17 protein-coding genes are annotated in these 17,111 nt (G+C 64.7%); 4 read left to right on the plus strand and 13 right to left on the minus strand.

Annotated elements, in window-relative coordinates:
* Positions 1 to 430 precede the first annotated feature (430 nt).
* On the plus strand, positions 431 to 847 hold the full coding sequence (locus tag B6V73_RS00410; protein ID WP_075776577.1) for a cytochrome c: 417 nt from the start codon (positions 431 to 433) through the stop codon (positions 845 to 847).
* A 477-nt stretch (positions 848 to 1,324) separates the two neighbouring features.
* Entirely contained in the window at positions 1,325 to 1,687 is a 363-nt protein-coding gene (locus tag B6V73_RS00415) for a hypothetical protein (RefSeq protein ID WP_088724242.1), read from the plus strand.
* A gap of 89 nt (positions 1,688 to 1,776) precedes the next feature.
* Here B6V73_RS00415 and speB read toward each other — a convergent pair whose 3' ends face one another.
* The 6 genes from speB to B6V73_RS00445 are packed head-to-tail and all read right to left on the minus strand — an operon-like array spanning position 1,777 to position 6,968.
* Positions 1,777 to 2,745 carry an agmatinase gene (gene speB / locus B6V73_RS00420; RefSeq protein WP_088724243.1) on the minus strand — a complete coding sequence of 323 codons (969 nt, stop codon included), beginning with the start codon at positions 2,743 to 2,745 and terminating at the stop codon, positions 1,777 to 1,779.
* 13 nt (positions 2,746 to 2,758) lie between these two features.
* A complete protein-coding gene (locus B6V73_RS00425) occupies positions 2,759 to 3,490 on the minus strand; it encodes a 3-oxoacyl-ACP reductase family protein (RefSeq protein ID WP_088724244.1) in 732 nt (243 codons plus the stop codon).
* The gene (locus B6V73_RS00430) at positions 3,487 to 4,254 is read right to left on the minus strand and encodes an SDR family oxidoreductase (protein ID WP_199224695.1); all 768 of its coding nucleotides are present in this window, start codon (positions 4,252 to 4,254) and stop codon (positions 3,487 to 3,489) included. The genes B6V73_RS00425 and B6V73_RS00430 overlap by 4 nt, the downstream gene beginning before the upstream one ends.
* A complete protein-coding gene (locus B6V73_RS00435) occupies positions 4,251 to 5,045 on the minus strand; it encodes an ABC transporter ATP-binding protein (RefSeq protein WP_075776572.1) in 795 nt (264 codons plus the stop codon). The genes B6V73_RS00430 and B6V73_RS00435 overlap by 4 nt, the downstream gene beginning before the upstream one ends.
* A 2-nt stretch (positions 5,046 to 5,047) precedes the next feature.
* Positions 5,048 to 5,848 (minus strand): ABC transporter permease, encoded by an 801-nt coding sequence (locus tag B6V73_RS00440; RefSeq protein ID WP_077701206.1) that lies wholly within the window; start codon positions 5,846 to 5,848, stop codon positions 5,048 to 5,050.
* Between the two features lie 58 nt (positions 5,849 to 5,906).
* Positions 5,907 to 6,968: an ABC transporter substrate-binding protein gene (locus B6V73_RS00445; protein ID WP_088724245.1), complete on the minus strand. Its 1,062-nt coding sequence runs from the start codon at positions 6,966 to 6,968 to the stop codon at positions 5,907 to 5,909.
* Between the two features lie 139 nt (positions 6,969 to 7,107).
* Between B6V73_RS00445 and B6V73_RS00450 the strand changes: the two genes are divergently transcribed.
* The gene (locus tag B6V73_RS00450) at positions 7,108 to 7,740 is read left to right on the plus strand and encodes a TetR/AcrR family transcriptional regulator (RefSeq protein WP_075776571.1); all 633 of its coding nucleotides are present in this window, start codon (positions 7,108 to 7,110) and stop codon (positions 7,738 to 7,740) included.
* 12 nt (positions 7,741 to 7,752) lie between these two features.
* Complete coding sequence (locus B6V73_RS00455; RefSeq protein WP_075776570.1) at positions 7,753 to 8,613, plus strand: polysaccharide deacetylase; 861 nt, start codon at positions 7,753 to 7,755, stop codon at positions 8,611 to 8,613.
* Positions 8,614 to 8,710: 97 nt separating this feature from the next.
* Here B6V73_RS00455 and B6V73_RS00460 read toward each other — a convergent pair whose 3' ends face one another.
* The 7 genes from B6V73_RS00460 to B6V73_RS00490 all read right to left on the minus strand — a co-directional run bounded on the left by B6V73_RS00460 (position 8,711) and on the right by B6V73_RS00490 (position 16,695).
* Positions 8,711 to 10,525 (minus strand): ABC transporter ATP-binding protein, encoded by a 1,815-nt coding sequence (locus B6V73_RS00460; protein ID WP_075776626.1) that lies wholly within the window; start codon positions 10,523 to 10,525, stop codon positions 8,711 to 8,713.
* A gap of 5 nt (positions 10,526 to 10,530) precedes the next feature.
* Positions 10,531 to 11,490, minus strand: coding sequence for an acetamidase/formamidase family protein (locus B6V73_RS00465; protein ID WP_088724246.1), 960 nt, complete (start codon positions 11,488 to 11,490; stop codon positions 10,531 to 10,533).
* A 6-nt stretch (positions 11,491 to 11,496) separates the two neighbouring features.
* The gene (locus B6V73_RS00470) at positions 11,497 to 13,128 is read right to left on the minus strand and encodes an ABC transporter substrate-binding protein (protein ID WP_075776625.1); all 1,632 of its coding nucleotides are present in this window, start codon (positions 13,126 to 13,128) and stop codon (positions 11,497 to 11,499) included.
* 73 nt (positions 13,129 to 13,201) lie between these two features.
* Positions 13,202 to 14,122 (minus strand): ABC transporter permease, encoded by a 921-nt coding sequence (locus tag B6V73_RS00475; RefSeq protein ID WP_075776568.1) that lies wholly within the window; start codon positions 14,120 to 14,122, stop codon positions 13,202 to 13,204.
* Complete coding sequence (locus B6V73_RS00480; protein ID WP_075776567.1) at positions 14,122 to 15,009, minus strand: ABC transporter permease; 888 nt, start codon at positions 15,007 to 15,009, stop codon at positions 14,122 to 14,124. Before B6V73_RS00480 ends, B6V73_RS00475 begins: the two co-directional genes overlap by 1 nt.
* The gene (locus B6V73_RS00485; RefSeq protein WP_075776566.1) at positions 14,987 to 15,595 is read right to left on the minus strand and encodes an ANTAR domain-containing protein; all 609 of its coding nucleotides are present in this window, start codon (positions 15,593 to 15,595) and stop codon (positions 14,987 to 14,989) included. The genes B6V73_RS00480 and B6V73_RS00485 overlap by 23 nt, the downstream gene beginning before the upstream one ends.
* Positions 15,592 to 16,695, minus strand: coding sequence for a transporter substrate-binding protein (locus tag B6V73_RS00490; RefSeq protein ID WP_088718709.1), 1,104 nt, complete (start codon positions 16,693 to 16,695; stop codon positions 15,592 to 15,594). Before B6V73_RS00490 ends, B6V73_RS00485 begins: the two co-directional genes overlap by 4 nt.
* Positions 16,696 to 17,111 lie beyond the last annotated feature (416 nt).

Genomic DNA, 17,111 nt, shown 5'->3' on the forward strand with positions numbered 1-17,111 from the left:
CTTCTGTCAGGCGGTGAATTGTAGAGAAATGTTAATTTGTGCAATTTGAGTGGCGTTGTGCGCAATATTGTTGCGCGTAGCATAGGGGATAGAAGCCGGCGGAGAGAGACCGCCACGCCGATGAATTCGGTCCCGCCGGCCACGCCTCGGGGAGGGGCGCATGGTGGCCGACGGGATTCGCGAAATGCTCTTCGACCGGGGCGACCGAGCGAGGTCACACCGAGCCTTCCGCGAATGCCAAATGATGCCCCAGCGCGGAGCAGGCGCCATTATCGGGCGTCAATCGCGGCGTAGCGAGGGCGCCGGTGCGGGGCTCGGCTATCTGCGCGTAGGACCAGGCGCGCCCCGCCAGCGCCTCCGAATTGACGGCGGACAATGCCGCGGCACCGCGCCGCGGGAAAGCTGGGCCACCGATATGGGAGGATATCAAATGACTCAGGTTCGACCTTTCCTGCTCGCTCTCGTCTTGATCGGCGCGGCGGGACCGCTCGCGGCTCAGGACGCCATGACGTCCGACGAGATGGGCGCGCAGCTTTATGCGGACAATTGTGCCGCCTGTCACGGCATGAAGGGGCAGGGTGACGGCCCGCTCGCAGAGGCCTTCATTCAGGACATTCCCGCGCTGACCGGGTTGTCTGCGGCCAACGACGGGACGTTCCCGCTGCTCAAGGTTATCCAGATCCTCGACGGGCGGACGGAAGTGCGCGGGCATGGCGGGCCGATGCCGGTCTTCGGCGCGCTGTTCCGCAACGAGCTGGAGCCGTTGGTCGGGCGTTTCGGAACCGAGGCGGTGATCCGGGGCCGGGTGCTGGCGATCGCGGAGCATGTCGCCACCTTGCAGGAATGAAGGCACCTGCCGCGCGATTGTCGCTGGTCAATGCAGGTCGCGCGGATCGCGCGCAGACTTCCGAAATCGATGCGAGGAGTCGATACGGAGATCGCCATACGGATACGCTGCGCGCTGCGGCCCGGTGGCCGGTCCGCCCCGACACGGAGAGCTCCATCGATCGAAGGGTCATCGTTGTCGTGTGATTTCCGATGTGAAAACATCGACATCGCGCGTCGGACGATGGCCTTTCGTCACGTTTGACGCGCCCAGAGGCAGGGCCGGCCAAACTCTCCGGCGCTTTGACCAAATTTTTTTCGCGCAACTGTGACCCTGTCTCGCGCCTGTCGCAAACCTCTGCGAGAAATGGGCGAAACCCCGCCCAGACAGACCGTCCGAGAGGGTTTGCGGGTTTCGCATTGACGGCGGTCAATGGCGCGGCTGGCCGGATTGGTTGTAGCTGGGAGGCGTCATAGCCAAGCTCGAAGGAGTGTGCGGATGTTTCGTTGGATCACCCCCGAGGACAGTTCTGACCTTCTGCCGCAGCCGCGAAGGTCGCGGGACGATGGCCTCGCGCCGGAGACCGTTCCGTGGCCGCTGCCGGGCACGCGCGCCAGACCGGACGACACGGTCGGCCCGACCGGAGTGCGGCTCCGGAAAACGGGACCGGACCGCACTTTGGAGGTCTCGGCGTTGCGCGATCTCGGCCTCTCTCCACAGGAGATCGCGCGGTATCTCGGCCTCGCGCTGCAGGAGGTCGCCAGTTTGCTGAGCGCCGATCTCGACCTCGCTGCGAGCCTCGCCAACAATATGACCCCGGTTTATCGCACCCGCGCGAACGCGATGCGCTGGGTGGGTTGAGCCGGTCCCGCGATCATCGCAGACCGTCCTCCGGAATGTGAAGGGCGGCCTGCGAAATGCCGGGACAGGGCAGGATGGGGCGGTCGCGGTTACCCGCGCGTCATGGTCACGGCCATCTGGCACAGGATCTCGAACATCACCGAGACGCCGAGGAAGGCGGTAGCGCCGGAAGGGTCGAAGGGCGGGGAGACCTCGACGAGATCGGCGCCTACGATATCCACCCCGTCGAGCAGACGGATCACCTGCAACGCCTGATAGGAATTCGGGCCTCCCACTTCTGGCGTGCCCGTTCCGGGCGCGAAAGCCGGGTCGATGAAGTCGATATCGTAGGAGAGATAGGTGGGCTTGGAACCGACGATCTCACGCGCCTCGGTCATCACATCCTCGACGCCGCGGGCGTGGAACTCCTCGATCGGGATCACGCGCACGCCTACGCTGTCGGCAAAATCGCGATCTTCGCTATCATAGGTGGAGCCGCGAATACCGATCTGCACCACGCGTTTCGGGTCGAGCAGCCCTTCTTCGATTGCACGGCGGAAGGGCGTGCCGTGCGTGTACATGGTGCCGCCGAAATAGCTGTGGAACAGGTCGGTATGGCTGTCGAAATGTACCATGCCGAGCGGCTCGGGCTTGCCCAACGCGCGCAGGATCGGCAGCGAATTGAGGTGGTCGCCGCCTGCGGTGAGCGGGCGGATTCCATGCTCGCGGACCGTCTCGAAAAACCGGGTGATCCGGTCCATCGCGTCCTGAATGTCGGCGGGGTTCGGGGCGACATCGCCGAGATCGGCGCAGTTGACCATCTCGAAGGGGCGCACGCCGGTCGCGCCGTTCTGCGCCCGGATCATCGTCGAGAGATCGCGCAACTGGCGCGGGCCGTGGCGCGGGCCGGGACGGTTGGTGGTGCCGGAGTCCCACGGACTGCCGATCAGACCGATCTGCACGTCGCTCAGGCGCGGATCGTCGAGCGGCACATGCGGGAGGCGCATGAAGGTCGGCACGCCCGCGAAGCGGGGCAGATCGAAGCCGGAAACGGGGTGGAAAAAGGGATCGCTGGACATGGGGTCGCTCCTGTCAGGTCATGACGCTGCCACCGTTCACGCCGAAGCATTGACCGGTGATGAAATTGCTCTGCGGGCCCGCGAGATAGCAGGCCATCGCGGCGATATCCTCGGGCTGGCCGAACCGGGCGAGGGGCGTCGCCATGTCGATTGCCAGCTGTTCGGGGCTCATCGAGGCGGGGCTCGTCATGTCGGTCTCGATCGAGCCCGGCGCGATGGCGTTGACAAGGATTTTCGGTGCCAGTTCGCGCGCGAGTGTCCGGGTGAGCGCGATGATCCCGCCCTTAGAGGCGGTATAGGCGGACATTTCCTCGCGCCCGAGAAAACCCAGATCGCTCGCGATATTGATGATCCGGCCTTCCTCGGCCCTGCGCACGAAGGCACGGGCGGCGAGGAATGTGCCGCGCAGGTTCACCGCGATCACGCGGTCGAATTCGTCGATCTTCGTCTCGGCAATCGGGCTTTCGCGCAGGATTCCCGCGTTGTTCACGAGGATGTCGATCCGCCCGAACTGCGACTTGACGGCGTCGAACATCCCCTCGACCTGCGCCTCGTCGGAGACGTCGGCGGGCAGGGATTCCGCCTCGGTCAGCTTTTGAAGTTCGGCGAGCGTTTCGCGCGCCTGCGCATCGTCGGGATGGCAGAACGCGACTTTCGCGCCTTGTGCAGCCAGCGCCAGCGAGATGGCGCGCCCGATCCCGCGCGAGCCGCCGGTGACCAGTGCGACTTTACCGTCGAGGCTCATGACATGACCTCGCCGCGGTCGACGTTGAGCGCCTGACCGGTGATATTCGCGCCAGCCTCGGACGCGAGGAACATATACGGATCGGCCATGTCGGCGGGCACCATCAGCCCGTCTATGGCTTGCGCGGCCATGATCTCGGCCTCGACCTCGGCCTCGCTGCGCCCGCTGGACTCCGCCAGTTCCCGCAGCGAATTGGCCGCCGGCCCGGTTTTCACCCAGCCGGGGCAGATCGCGTTGACGCGGATGCCGCGGGGGCCCAGCTCCTGCGCCCATGTCCGGGTCAGCCCCAGAAGGGCGTGTTTGCTGGCGACGTAGGCCGAGAAGCCCGGTACGGCGGTGCGCGCCCAGATCGAGGCGGTGATCACGATGCGCCCGCCCTCGGGAATGCGCGAGATCAGCGCGTCGGTCACGTTCTGCGTGCCGGTTACGTTGATCGCCACGATCCGCTCGAACATCGCGTTGCCCGTGGGATTGTCGCCGGTGAGCGGTGTGGGGCGCTCGAGCCCTGCATTGTTCACCAGCACATCGACGCGTTCGATATCGGCCAGCGCCTCGGTCACCATCTCCGCCTCGGCGATGTCGCAGCGGATCGCGCGGACCTTGCCGGGCAGGCTCTCGGCGGCCTCATAGATCGCGTCGGTCTCTGACAGGATGATCAGGTCGGCGCCGGCGCGGGCAAACCCTTCGGCGATGCCATAGCCGATCCCGCTCGATGCGCCTGTGACCAGAACGGTCTTTCCGGTGAAGTCGAATGTCACACTCATTCCTTGCCGCGTCCTTCCTCTCTCATCAGCCGCATCAGATGCCCCTCCAGGTCGGAGTAGCCTTCCAGTTTCACGGCCTTTTCCTTGTCGGCGATCCGCGCGCCCTGCTTGAATTCGGGCACGATCACCTCTTTCACCCGGCCCGGATGGCTCGAGAGAAAGACGATCTTGTCGGCGAGGAAAATCGCCTCCTCCAGATCGTGGGTGACGATCACCATCGTCGTGTTGGTCTTCTCAGCGACGTCGATCATCAGCTCCTGCATCAGCCAACGGGTCTCGGCATCGAGTGCGCCGAACGGCTCGTCCATCAGCAAGACCTCGGGGTCATTGGCGAGCGTGCGCGCGATGGCGACGCGCTGACGCATCCCGCCCGAGAGTTGCGACGGGTAGGCTTCGGCGAATTTCCCGAGGCCTACGAGATTGATGAAGCGCTCCGCGCGTTCGCGGCGCTCGGCGGCCGGGACGCCGTTGATCTGCATCCCGAACTCGACATTCTTGCGCACCGTCAGCCAGTCGAAGGAGGTATAGGCCTGAAAGACCATGCCCCGGTCGCGGCCCGGTCCCTCTACGCGACGGCCGCCGATGACGATCTCGCCGCCGCTCGGGGTCTCGAGCCCCGCGATCATGCGCAGGATCGTCGATTTCCCGCAGCCCGACGGGCCGAGAAGGACGCAGATGGAGTTGCGTTCGACGGTGAAGCCCGCGCCCTCGACGGCGACCAGCTTGCGCCCGCCCGACAGCTCGAATTCCTTCGTGATTTCGCGGATTTCCAATGCGGTTTCGGCAGCCATGCTCAGCTCTTTCTCAGATAAGGGAAGGCCCAGCGATGCAGGGCGGAGAAGGCGAGGTCGAACAGCAGGCCCAGCACCCCGATCACGATGATCCCCGACAGGATTTCATCGGTCTTCAGGAAACGTCGCGCGCGCATCATCATCGCGCCGATGCCGGTGGTGGAGGCGACGATCTCGGCGATCACCAGATAGGTCCAGGTCATCGCCAGCATCTGGCGCATCGCGGTCACGATATCGGGCAGAACGGCGGGGAAGATCACGCGGGCCACGACCTTGCGGCGCGGTGCGCCTAGCGTGAGGGCAGTCTCGACGAGTTCCTCGCGGACGTTCTTGGTGTGATCCATGATCAGCGTGATCAGGAAGAAGATCACCCCGAGGAACAGCAGCGCCAGTTTAGGGGCCTCGCCGGTGCCGAACCACATTAGCAGGATCGGGATGAAGGACGGCGCGGGCAGATAGCGCCAGGCGGAAACGAAGGGGGCGAAGAACGCCTCGATCGCGGGGAAGGAGCCCATCATCACGCCCAGCGGCACCGCCACGGCGCTGGCCAGCGCGAAGGCGATCAGCACGCGGCTGATGGAGATCAGGACATCGCTGCTGAACCCGCGACTGAAGAACAGATCGAAGGTGGTCGCGAAGACCTGATGCGGGGCTGGGACGAGAAGCGGGTTCACCAGACCGCTGGCCGAGGCGACGATCCAGATGCCGAAGAACAGCACCCAGACGGCGAGCGCGGAAAGCAGCTTCTGACGGCGGTTCACGGGCTTGCGCAGCTGGAGAAAGGGAGTGGGTCGGGCGCTCAAGGCAGATGCTCCGGCTTGGGGGAAGGGAAGCGCCGGGACGTGGCGCTTCCCGCGTGTCTTAGTGTGCGGTCAGGCTCTGGCGGTAGCCGGACTTGACCAGATCGCCCATCAGCGAGCAGTCGACGCCCTTCGACGCATCGACCTTGTTTTCCATCAGGCCGAGTTTGATCCACCAGTCATTGGTCATCGCGATCGAGTCGACCATCGAGCCGTTGGCCATGCCAAGCGGGCCTTCGCCGTCGAGCACGCCGCAGAGCCGGGCAGACTCGTCGAAATCCATCATGTAGATGCCGCCCTCGAAGGACTTGCCGTTGGTGCCGATAACGTAGCCGACATCCTCGGCGGGCCATTGCAGGAAGGAGGCGATCATCTTGTTGGCCTCTTCGGTATGCTGGTTCCAGTAGGCCAGACCATCCCAGCGCGCCTTCAGTACCGCCAGCGCCGCCTCGCGGTTATCGGCGATGAACTTCTTGTTCATGTAGAGCGCGTCCATGAAGATCCCGGTCTTGAGCATTTCCGGATCGGAGGTGTCGACGATGGAGCGCGCGCCCGGTTTCGCCTCGAGCACCTTGGAAATCCACGGCTCGTACATGTAGGCGGCGGACAGGTCGCCCGACATCATCGGACCGACGGCTTCATCGGCGTTGAGGTTCACCCATTCCACCTGATCGGGAGTGATGCCCTCGGAATCGAGCCAGATCCCCATCAGCAGCTGGCCGATATAGGCCTGCGGGGCCGCGACCTTCTTGCCCGGCAGGTCGGCGGGCTCGGTGTCCGGTGCGAGGATGACGTGATCGACCCCGTAGGAGGGGTTGAGCTGAGCCACGTTCACCACGTCGGTGCCGCGATCCACGACCAGCGGCGTGTAATCGGCGGTGCAACCATAGACGTCGATCTGACCCGCGGCGAGGGCGGCATGCCCGCCCAGCGGATCTTCGAAGATCGTGATGTTGAGATCGTAATCGGGGATCAGTTTCTGCTCCTTGGCGACTTCGAGCATGGCATAGCCCGGCCAGGAGACGCAGACCCCGACATTGACGGTTTCAGCGGCGGCAGCGGAGAGGCTGCCCGCGGAGAGGGCGACCGCGGAGGCGGCGGCGATTTTGAGAACGGAGCGCATAAGCGGACCTCGCTGTTGGTATGGATTCTTGATCTTGTGAAGAAAACTTTATGAGATAAAAACTTTTATGCAATAAAAATTTTGTCTTGACCAAAAACGAGCCATCGCAGACAACTGTTCGCAACCCTAGGAGGACCTTGTGAGCAACCTGCGCGCCCAACAAAAACAAGACCGTCGCAACCGCATCGTGACATCGGCCAAAGAGCTTTTTCGCGAAAAGGGCTATGACAAGACGACGATCGAGGCGATCGCGGTTGCCGCGGGCGTCTCGGGGGTGACTGTCCACAACTACTACGGAACCAAGGCGGGGGTGCTGCTCGCGCTGGTCATCGAGAGCGACAAGCAGCTCTTGGAACGGCTCGACGCCAGGTTGCCCGGGAAAGAGGCCGATCTCGTCGAGCTGACGCTCGCCTTCGCGCATGAGATCATGGAACACGCGATGCAGACGCTGGAGAAGGAAATCTGGCGTCAGGTCATCGCTGCGGTCACGATCGAGGCGGGCACGCAGCTGTCCAAGGCCTATTTCAAGCTCGACGAACAGCTTGCCTCGGTGCTGGTGCGCCGGATCGAGGCGATGCAGCGGGACGGCCGGCTCAGTGCCGATCTCAACCCGCTCCATCTGGGCCGCGCGCTGTTCCAGCTGCAGAACGCCCGTTTCATCCAGTTCATTTCCACCGACGCCGCGCGCCGGGACGATATCGAGACCTGGCTGCGCAACGATATCGTGGCGCTGTTCTCGGTGACGCTCCCGGTGTCCGCCGATCCTTCCTGAGCGGAGAGTGACATGTTTCTCAACCCGATCACCTGGCCCGAGGGCAAGCGCTGCGCCGCCTGCGTGACCTTCGATATCGACGCGGATTCGTTGATCCGCACCGCCCGTCCTGACGATGCCGAGCTGCGCCTGCAGCCGATTTCGATGGGTCGCTACGGGCCGACGGTCGCGGTGCCGCGCATCCTCGAGACCTATCGCCGTCTGGGCCTCACGCAGACCTTCTTCATGCCCGCCTGGGTGATGCAGAATTATCCCGCGACGGTCGAGGCGATCCTGAAGGCAGGGCACGAAATCGGGCACCATTCGTGGATGCACGAAGACCCGATGGAACATTCCGACGAACGCGAGGCGGAGCTGTTCGAGCGCGCGCTGGAGGTTCATGTCTCGATGACGGGCCGCAAGCCGCGCGGCTATCGCGCGCCGGTCTATTCCTTCACGCCCGCGATGCTGAACCGGTTGATCGAGCACGGGTTTCTCTATGACAGCTCGATGATGGCCGACGAGTTGCCCTACCGCGTCGAAACCCCGAAAGGCAGCCTGATCGAGATGCCGCCGCATTGGGGCACCGATGACTGGCCGCCCTTCGCGCATTTCGGCGAGATCGACTACCTGATGCCGATCCGTGCGCCCTCCGATGGCATCCGCGCCTTCGCCGAGGAGTTCGACGCGATGCACGAGGCGGGCGGGTTCTGGATGCCGGTGCTCCACCCGTTCCTGACGGGCCGGTTGGCGCGCTGGCGCGAGATGGAACGGCTGCTGGAACGCGCCGTGGCGACGGGCGACGTCTGGTTCGCACCGATGGAAGAGATCGCCAGCCATGCGAAAGCTACGGAGGCGACGCTTCGCCACGAACGGATCGGCGTCGAGACGTAAAGCCGCTTCGGGAACGAACGCCACCGATCTGCCAAATAGAACACCGCGGCGCCGAACAGCGCCGCGGTGTCTTCGTTTATCTGTTGGCTGTTCGCGCTTATTCGGCCGCGGTGTCGGAGGGCATCGCGGGGAGATCACCATCCGCCACCAGGTGTCCGTCGCCAACGTCGCGCAGCGTGAGTCGCTGCGGGCCGGTGCCCAGCTTGTAGACCGGGCTGGGAACCTCGCCGGAGAGGCGCGGAATGGGTTCGCGCACCTTGTCGGGGTCGGGGATCGGCACGGCGGCCATCAGGCGCTTCGTGTAGGGGTGCTGCGGTGCGCCGAAGATCTGCGCCCGCGTGCCCATCTCCACGATTTGCCCCATATACATCACCGCGATCCGGTCCGATATGTTCTCGACCACGGCCATGTCATGGCTGATGAACAGGTACGCGATGCCGAACTCGCGCTTCAGCGCCTCGAGCAGGTCCAGCACCCGTGCCTGCACCGACACATCCAGCGCCGAGACGCTTTCATCCGCCACGATCAGTTTGGGCTGCAGCGCCAGCGCGCGGGCGATGCAGATTCGCTGGCGCTGGCCGCCCGAGAACTCGTGCGGATAGCGGTCGAGCTGATCGCGGGTGAGGCCGACGCGTTCGAACAGCGCCGCGACCTTCTCGCGTTGCTCCTCGGGCGTACCGATGCCATGGATCACCAGCGGCTCGGCTACCAGATCGCCCACCCGCATCCGCGGATCTAGCGCGGCCATCGGGTCCTGAAAAACGATCTGCACGTCGCGGCGCATCTCCTTCATCTTCGCGCCGCTCAAACTGCCCATCGTGTGGCCTGCGACCTCGATGCGGCCCTGATGCGGCACGAGGCCGGTCAGCGCCTTCGCGATGGTGGATTTGCCGCAGCCGCTTTCACCCACCAGCGAGAAGGTCTCGCCCTCCATGATGTCGAAGCTCACACCTTCGACCGCGTGCACCCGGTGCGTGACCTGCGACAGGATACCGCCGCGTATGTCGAAATGCACCTTCACGTCGCGCAACCGCGCCACGGGTTTGGCATCCGGCGACGCGCCCGCAGCGCCGCTGCCGTCGCCCATGCGCGGTACCGCGGCCAGCAGGTCCTGCGTATAGGCCTCGCGCGGGGCGGTGAAAATCTGCGAGACAGGGCCGGTCTCGACCGCCTGACCCTGCTTCATGACGATGACCCGCTCGGCCATCTCGGCGACGACGCCCATGTCGTGGGTGATCAGGATGATCGCCGTGCCCATCTCGTCCTGCAGATCGCGCAGCAGGTCGAGCACCTCGCGCTGCACCGTCACGTCGAGCGCGGTCGTGGGCTCATCGGCGATCAGCACGTCGGGGCGCAGCGCCAGCGCCATCGCGATCATCACGCGCTGCCGCATGCCGCCGGACAGCTCGTGCGGATATTGCGTCATGCGACGCTCGGGTTCGGAGATGCGCACACGCCGCAGCGCCTCAAGCGCACGGGTCCGAGCCTCTGGCTTCGAGACCGGCTCATGCGCGCGGATCGCTTCGGAGAGTTGCAAGCCGATCGTCAGCACCGGGTTGAGCGAGGTCATCGGCTCCTGGAAGATCATCGCGATGCGGTTGCCGCGAATGGCGCGCATCCGGCCCTCGGGCAGGCGCGTCAGGTCTTCGTCATGGAAGCGGATGGCGCCGGAACTGACCCGAAGGGCAGGGGGCGGCAACAGACCCATGATGGCCAGAGAGGTCAGCGACTTGCCCGACCCGCTCTCGCCCGCGATGGCGATGGTCTCGCCGCGTGCGAGCGTGAAGCTCAGATCGCTGACCAACGCGCGCTCGCGCCCCTCCGAGCGCACCGAGATCGTGAGCCCTTCGACGGCGAGCACCGGCTGGGCGGGCTCCGGGGCCATGACGGCCCCGGCTTTCGTTTGTTGCATTTCGATCATTCGAACACGTTTCTCGGGAAGTAGAAGCTGACGACCCAGTTGGGCATATCGACGATCTCGGAGATGCGCAGATCGCCACAGGTCGAAACCAGCATATAGGCGTCGACCGCCGACATGCCGCGCTGTGCGCACAGAAGGTCGATCATGCCCGAGACCGCATCGCGCGCGCCCGACATCAGGTCCGGGCCGATGCCCGTCGTGACCTCGTAGCCCGCCGTGTCGAGGTGGCGCGTGACCGGCCCCGGCGTGGTGAAGCGCGGGAATTTCAGCGTCTCGTTCTTGATCAGGTCGAAGCTGAGCACGCAGTTCATCGGGCTTTCGATCGCGGTGCCGCAGACCTCGCCATCGCCTTGGGCGGCATGGGTGTCGCCCACGGAGAACAGCGCGCCCTCGACCTCGACCGGCAGGTAGAGCGTGGTGCCCGCCGCCAGATCGCGAATGTCGAGATTCCCGCCCACGCGGCGCGGCGGGACGATGGAATGCGGGCCGGCTTCTGCCGGGGCGACGCCGATCGTGCCGCAAAACGGTTTGAGACCCACCTTGCCTTCGCTGCCCCAAAGCGCCTTGTCGGGCGAGCCAGCGTCGTATTTCCAGATCGTCAGCGCCGGATCCTCGAACTGATCCGCCAGCAGGCCGAAGCCCGGAATGTTGGCGGTCCAACCCCAGGCGGAGCCTTCCTGCTCGCGCGGGGTGAAGCTGTCGATGGTGACCTTTAGCACGTCACCGGGCTTCGCGCCTTCGACATATATCGGGCCGGAGACCGGGTTGATCTTGCCGAAATCGAGCGTCTTGACGTCTTCCACGGTCGAGGACGGTCCGAGCTGTCCGGCCGAGCTGTCGTGGCAATGGAATTCGATGGTCGATCCCGGGGCCACCGTCTCGGCCGGGACAAGCGAGTTGTCCCAGCCGAAATGGTGCTGTGCGCCGTGGATCGTATAGTCACAGGCTTTGCACATGCGCGCTTACTCCGTCACGTACACGTAGTCGTAGTTCACGGGGATCGAGACCGGGTCGACATAGAGCGCATCTTCGCCGCCCATACGGCTCGACTTCATGGTGTAGCGGTTCTCGTTGAACACCGGCACCCACGGCGCGTCTTCCATGACCTTCATGTAAACGTCGGACCATTTCTGCAGGCGTTCGTCCTGCTTGGCCGGGTCGGTGATCGAGTCCGCCTCGGTCGCCATCGCGTCGAGTTCCTTGTTGCAGTACCACGACCAGTTCCAGCCGCCCTCGACCGCACCCGCGCAACCCAGGATCGGCCCGTAGAAGTTGGACGGATCGGGGAAATCGGCGATCCACGCCATGCCGCCCGACCAGATCATCGGCGCGGTTTTCGGCGTGCCGCCCGCTTCGATCACGTTGGCCTGCGCCAGCGCCTTGATGTCGACCTTCACGCCGATCTGCGACAGGTCCTGCTGGATCGCCTGGGCGATACGCGGGTTCGGATCGGTGTTCATCACGTAGAGCTCGGTCTCGAAGCCGTCGGGATAGCCCGCATCCGCGAGCATCTGCTTGGCCTTTTCCTGATCGAAGGGATAGCCCTCGTAATCCTTGGTGTAGCCCGGCATCGACGGCGGCAGCGGCTGGTTCGCGGGCGTGGCGCGACCGTTGATCATCTGCACGATGCGATCCTTGTTGATCGCCATGTTCATCGCCCGACGCACCTCGACCTTGTCGAAGGGCGCCATCTGGGTGTTCAGCGTGATGTAGCCGGTATGCAGCTGGCCGCCCATGACGACGCGCTTGGCCTCGTCGGGATTGTTCATCACCTCGTTGAACTTCGCCGGCGGGATGCCATCGCCGGGCACGTCCACCTCACCCTTCTGCAGGCGCAGCAGGGCCACGATCGGCTCCTGGCCGACCTCGAAGGTGATGGTGTCGAGATAGGGGATGCCCTCGCGCCAGTAATCGGCGTTCTTCTGGAACACGAGCTGCTGGCCGATCGTCCAGTCGGCGAGCTTGAACGCGCCGGTGCCGACGGGATGCTTGCCGAAATCGGTGCCGTATTCGTCGACCGCTTCCTTCGGCACGACCGAGGCGAAGTTCAGCGCCATCACGTGCAGGAAGGTCGCGTCGGCGCGCGACAGCTCGATCTTGACGGTGTAGGGATCGACGACGGTCACGCCTTCGAGGCTCGTGGCCGAGCCGTCCGCCATCGCGTCATAGCCCTTGATCGAGCCGAAGAAGCCTGCGCCGGGCGACTGGGTCGCGGGCGTGGTCACGCGGTCGAGCGAGTATTTCACGTCTTCGGCGGTCATTTCGCGACCGTTGTGGAACTTTACGCCCTTGCGCAGGTGGAAGGTGAAGACCGTGCCGTCATCCGAGATCTCGTAGCTCTCGGCGAGGCCGGGGCGCAGCTCGGTGGTGCCGGGAACGTAATCCATCAGCCCGTCGAAGATCGATTTGATCATCGACCAGTTCTGCCAATCATAACCGATCGCCGGGTCCAGCGTGGCCACGTCATCCTTGTAGGTGATGACGATATCGCCGCCTTCCTTGGCGTTCGGGTCGGGGGTGTAGTCCGCCGCCGCGGCAAAGCTGCCGAAGCCCAGCGACACCGCGAGGGTGCTCGTCACGAGCATCTTTCTCATCAAGCTCATTTTTCTCTCTTTCTCCGTTGGACGTTAGTCGAGGGGCCCGGTTCCTCCGGGGCTCTGGTTGCGATCAGCGCAGCTTGATGCGCGGATCGATGAAAGGTGTGATCAGGTCGGCCAGCAGGTTGCCCAGCACGATCGCGCAGGCGGATACGAGCGTGACGCCCATGATGATCGGGATGTCGACGCGCTGGATCGCCTGCCAGGCGAGCTGCCCGATGCCGGGCCAGCCAAAGACGCTTTCCACGACGACGATGCCGGACATGAAGATGCCGATATCGATCCCGATCATCGCGATGATCGGCAGGATGGCGTTCGGCATCGCGTGCAGCGCCAGCACCCGGAAGCGCCGCAGCCCCTTGGCGCGGGCGGTACGGATATAGTCCGAGCGCAGCACGTCGATCATCGAGGAGCGCATCATCCGGCTGTACCAGCCCGAGCCCATGATCCCGAGGGTCAGCGCCGGCAGCACGAGGTTCGAGAAGCTGCCGTAGCCACCGATCGGGAACCAGCTCAGCTTGACCGCGAAGACATAGAGCAGAAGCAGGCCGACCACGAATTGCGGCGCCGAGACCGCGACGAACGAAGTGATCATCAGCGACTGGTCGAGCGCGCCGCCGCGGCGGATCGCAGCGACGATGCCCAGCGTGAGCCCCATGATCAGTTCGGCGACGATCGCGCCCAGCATCAGCAGGAGCGTCGCGGGCAGGCGCGCGGCGACCAGCGTCGCGACCTCGGTCTTCTGCAGGTAGCTGCGGCCCATATCGCCCTGGAACAACCCGGTCAGGTAGCGCCAGTATTGCACGATGAAGGGCTGATCGAGGCCCAGCTGGTGGCGGATATTGGCAACCGTCTCGGGCGTGGCCGAGCGGCCCGCGATCTGACGCACCGGGTCGGCCGGCAGCACGAAGAGCAGGAAGAATGTGATGAAGGAGACGCCGAGAAGGATCAGGGCAGCCTGGATCAGGCGTCGGATCAGATAGGCCAGCATCAGTCACGCCCTCTCTGCGTCGGGTCGAGCACGTCGCGCAATGCGTCGCCCACGAGGTTGAACGACAGCGCCAGCAGCAGGATCGCGGCGCCCGGGATGAAGACGAGCCAAGGGGCCGCCTGGAAATAGGTCTGGTTCTCGAAGATGATGTTGCCCCAGCTCGGCGTCGGCGGCTGAACCCCCACGCCGAGATAGCTCAGCGTCGCCTCCAGCAGCACCGTGGTCGAAATCCCCAGCGTGCCCCAGACGATGATCATCGGCACCAGATGCGGCAGGATGTGGCGGAACAGGATGCGCACTGTGCCCGCGCCGAGGGTCCGCTCGGCGGCGACGAATTCACGCTCGGCCAGCGCGGAGGTCTCGGTGAAGACCACGCGCGCCGTCTGCACCCAGTTTACCAGCGCGATCACCATCGCGACGATCCACAGCGACGGCGTGAAGATAGCGGCGAGGCAGATCGCCAGCAGCAGCGCCGGGAAGGCCATCATCAGGTCGGTGAAGCGCATCAGCACCGCACCGATCCAGCCGCGGAAATAGCCTGCCGTTACGCCGATCAGCGTGCCGATAATCAGCGCAAGGCCGTTCGCGACGACGCCGATGATCAGCGAGGTCCGCGCGCCGTAAAGGATGCGCGAGAACAGGTCGCGGCCGAGAAGGTCGGTGCCGAGCCAGAACTTTTCGCCCGGCGGCATGGGGGCGCCTTCCAGCGTCAGCCCGTCGAACATCTGGTCCTGCGGCTCGAATGGCGCGATCCACGGCGCGAAGATCGCGCCAAGCGTTACGATCGCGATGATCGCAAAGCCCAGAAGGGCGAGCTTGCGGCGCATCAGGCGGCGCAAGGCGCTTTGCGGTCGGGCCGGTCCCTCAGCCAAGGTCGCGTCGGTCATCGGTCTTCCTTTGTTCGTCATGGTTGGCGACGATGCGGCGCGCGGCATCCTCAAAACTCACGCGCCAGGCCATCGCCATCTGGCGGAGCTGGTCATAGGCCTCCGCCTCACTCTTTCCCCGCGCGGCCAGCAGAGTGACCGCCCGCACCACCGTCTGGCGCTCGTCGAGGCGGCGACGCAGATCCGCGATCTCCGCCGAAAGCTGCGCCCGCGCCTCGAAACCGAGCCGCGCGATCAGCAGTGCTGAATAGACCCCGCCATCGCCCACCGGTTTGAGGAGCTGCGCATGGGCACCGGCTTCCAGCGACCATTCGATCCGGCCCGGCGCTTCGGTCCCGATCAGCGCGATCATCGGCATCGGGCTTTGCCCCGGCTTCCACGGGAATTGCTCGTCATAGCCCTGATCCGCGTCGAAGAAGACGAAATCGCCCGACAGCGCTTCCGCCGGAAGTTCGGGCCAGCAATGCACGACCGTCAGTCCGATCGCGCGCAACTGTCGTTCGAGCGCCTGCACGGTCGCGTGCGGGCGATGCAGGATATAGGCGCGGGCGCCACCGAGATCGGGGATGCGGATCTTGCGCTTCATGACACCACCTTCAGTCGGGGCGCGCCGGGCGAGACCGCGTTGCGACCCCGTGCGAGATAGGGGTCGCCCGCGACGGCTTCGAACCGCTCGCGAACGGTGAAAGCGCCGTTCTCGACCTGCGCGATCAGGACGGGCAGGGCGGTATGGTGGGTCGAGGCGTCGATGCCCTCGGTACCCTGCGGCGCATCGTGCAAGAGTTGTGCGAGGCTCTGGTCCGGGGCGTCTTCGTGCCCCGAGAGCAGAAGCGCGAGACGATAGACCGAGGACCACGCGGCCGCTTCATGCGAGGAGCCGAAGTTGCGCTGCGCCTGCGGCCAGCCGGTCGCGCCGCGGAAATACGGCCCGGCGGCCACGAGCCCCTCGGCCGCGCCCGGATGGATCGCGGGCAATTCGCATTCGGTCAGATTGCACGAGAGGATCGGGCAGGTCTCGGGCCGGAAATGGGCGTCCTCCTGACCGAGCCTGTGATAGGCTTCGAGGAAGGCGTATTGCGACGGGCCGATCAGGTTATTGAGAATGAAATCGGGCCGGGTCGCGCGAATTTCAGCAATCATCCGGTCGACATCAAGCGAGCCGAGCGGCAGGTAACGTTCGCCCAGAACCTCGCCGCTAGCGGTCGAGATCACGTCTCGGGCGAGCCGGTTCATCTCCCAGCCCCAGATGTAATTCGAGCCGGTCAGAAAGCCCCGCCGTCCCAGCCGGGCGAAGGCCCAGCCGAGCATTGGCAGCAGGTGCTGGTTCGGGCAGGCATGGGTGTAGACGACATGATCGGAGGCTTCGAACCCTTCGTAGGGCACCGCGTACCAGAGCGTACCGCCCGCTTTCTCCAGCGTCGGGATCACTTCCTTGCGGCTCCACGACGTGACGCAGCCGATCACGTGGCGGGCATCGCTGTCTCGCAGAATTTCCTCGCAGAGCGGACCGTAGGCGTCGATGTTGCCCTCTGGGTCGCGCTCGACCGGAGCAAAGGTGAGCGGGAAATCGGGCATCGCGTTGATCTCTGCAATCGCGCTCAGCGCCCCGGTCCGGCAAGCCTCTGAAATCAGAGAATAGCTCCCCGAGCGGGAATATAGCAGGCCAAGTTCGATCCGTTTCTTCATATCCGCTCCCGCAGCACCCCTGATCCAAAACGCAAAACGCCCCGCTGACTTGCCGCAGGAAAGCGGTGTCAAAGCGAGGCGCAATTGCCGTTCGGGTTGTTCCGATGTGGAACCAAATTTGCAGCGTGAGACTCAGGCGGCAAGCGCAAATTGCGAAACCCCAGCGGGTTCACAGCTCAGAGGTGGATTTTTCGGGGTGGCTGCACAAAATTTGTGCACAAAACCGTCATCTGAGAGCAATGTTTTGTCACACGCCGGTGAGAATCGGTTTTGGAGGGATCGGTTTCGTTCGTCCGAGCACGACGCGCCGCGTCTGCCGCCGGGAACAATGCTCCCGGCGCGGCGACTGGCTTCGATCCGGGAGCCTTTGACTTTCCGCGGGGGGCGGCTGTTTGCCAAAATTCGGAAGCCGGGAA

This window comes from Thioclava sp. JM3 (genome assembly GCF_002213185.1).
In the GTDB taxonomy this organism is placed as follows: Bacteria; Pseudomonadota; Alphaproteobacteria; order Rhodobacterales; family Rhodobacteraceae; genus Thioclava; species Thioclava nitratireducens.

Coding starts and splice junctions, on each gene's coding strand:
- B6V73_RS00455 (WP_075776570.1), top strand. CDS start 7,753: ATGTTTCTCAACCCGATCACCTGGCCCGAGGGCAAGCGCTGCGCCGCC.
- B6V73_RS00465 (WP_088724246.1), bottom strand. CDS start 11,490: ATGTGCAAAGCCTGTGACTATACGATCCACGGCGCACAGCACCATTTC.
- B6V73_RS00490 (WP_088718709.1), bottom strand. CDS start 16,695: ATGAAGAAACGGATCGAACTTGGCCTGCTATATTCCCGCTCGGGGAGC.
- B6V73_RS00470 (WP_075776625.1), bottom strand. CDS start 13,128: ATGAGAAAGATGCTCGTGACGAGCACCCTCGCGGTGTCGCTGGGCTTC.
- B6V73_RS00475 (WP_075776568.1), bottom strand. CDS start 14,122: ATGCTGGCCTATCTGATCCGACGCCTGATCCAGGCTGCCCTGATCCTT.
- B6V73_RS00430 (WP_199224695.1), bottom strand. CDS start 4,254: ATGAGTGTGACATTCGACTTCACCGGAAAGACCGTTCTGGTCACAGGC.
- B6V73_RS00415 (WP_088724242.1), top strand. CDS start 1,325: ATGTTTCGTTGGATCACCCCCGAGGACAGTTCTGACCTTCTGCCGCAG.
- B6V73_RS00485 (WP_075776566.1), bottom strand. CDS start 15,595: ATGAAGCGCAAGATCCGCATCCCCGATCTCGGTGGCGCCCGCGCCTAT.
- B6V73_RS00480 (WP_075776567.1), bottom strand. CDS start 15,009: ATGACCGACGCGACCTTGGCTGAGGGACCGGCCCGACCGCAAAGCGCC.
- B6V73_RS00435 (WP_075776572.1), bottom strand. CDS start 5,045: ATGGCTGCCGAAACCGCATTGGAAATCCGCGAAATCACGAAGGAATTC.
- B6V73_RS00445 (WP_088724245.1), bottom strand. CDS start 6,968: ATGCGCTCCGTTCTCAAAATCGCCGCCGCCTCCGCGGTCGCCCTCTCC.
- speB (WP_088724243.1), bottom strand. CDS start 2,745: ATGTCCAGCGATCCCTTTTTCCACCCCGTTTCCGGCTTCGATCTGCCC.
- B6V73_RS00425 (WP_088724244.1), bottom strand. CDS start 3,490: ATGAGCCTCGACGGTAAAGTCGCACTGGTCACCGGCGGCTCGCGCGGG.
- B6V73_RS00460 (WP_075776626.1), bottom strand. CDS start 10,525: ATGCAACAAACGAAAGCCGGGGCCGTCATGGCCCCGGAGCCCGCCCAG.
- B6V73_RS00410 (WP_075776577.1), top strand. CDS start 431: ATGACTCAGGTTCGACCTTTCCTGCTCGCTCTCGTCTTGATCGGCGCG.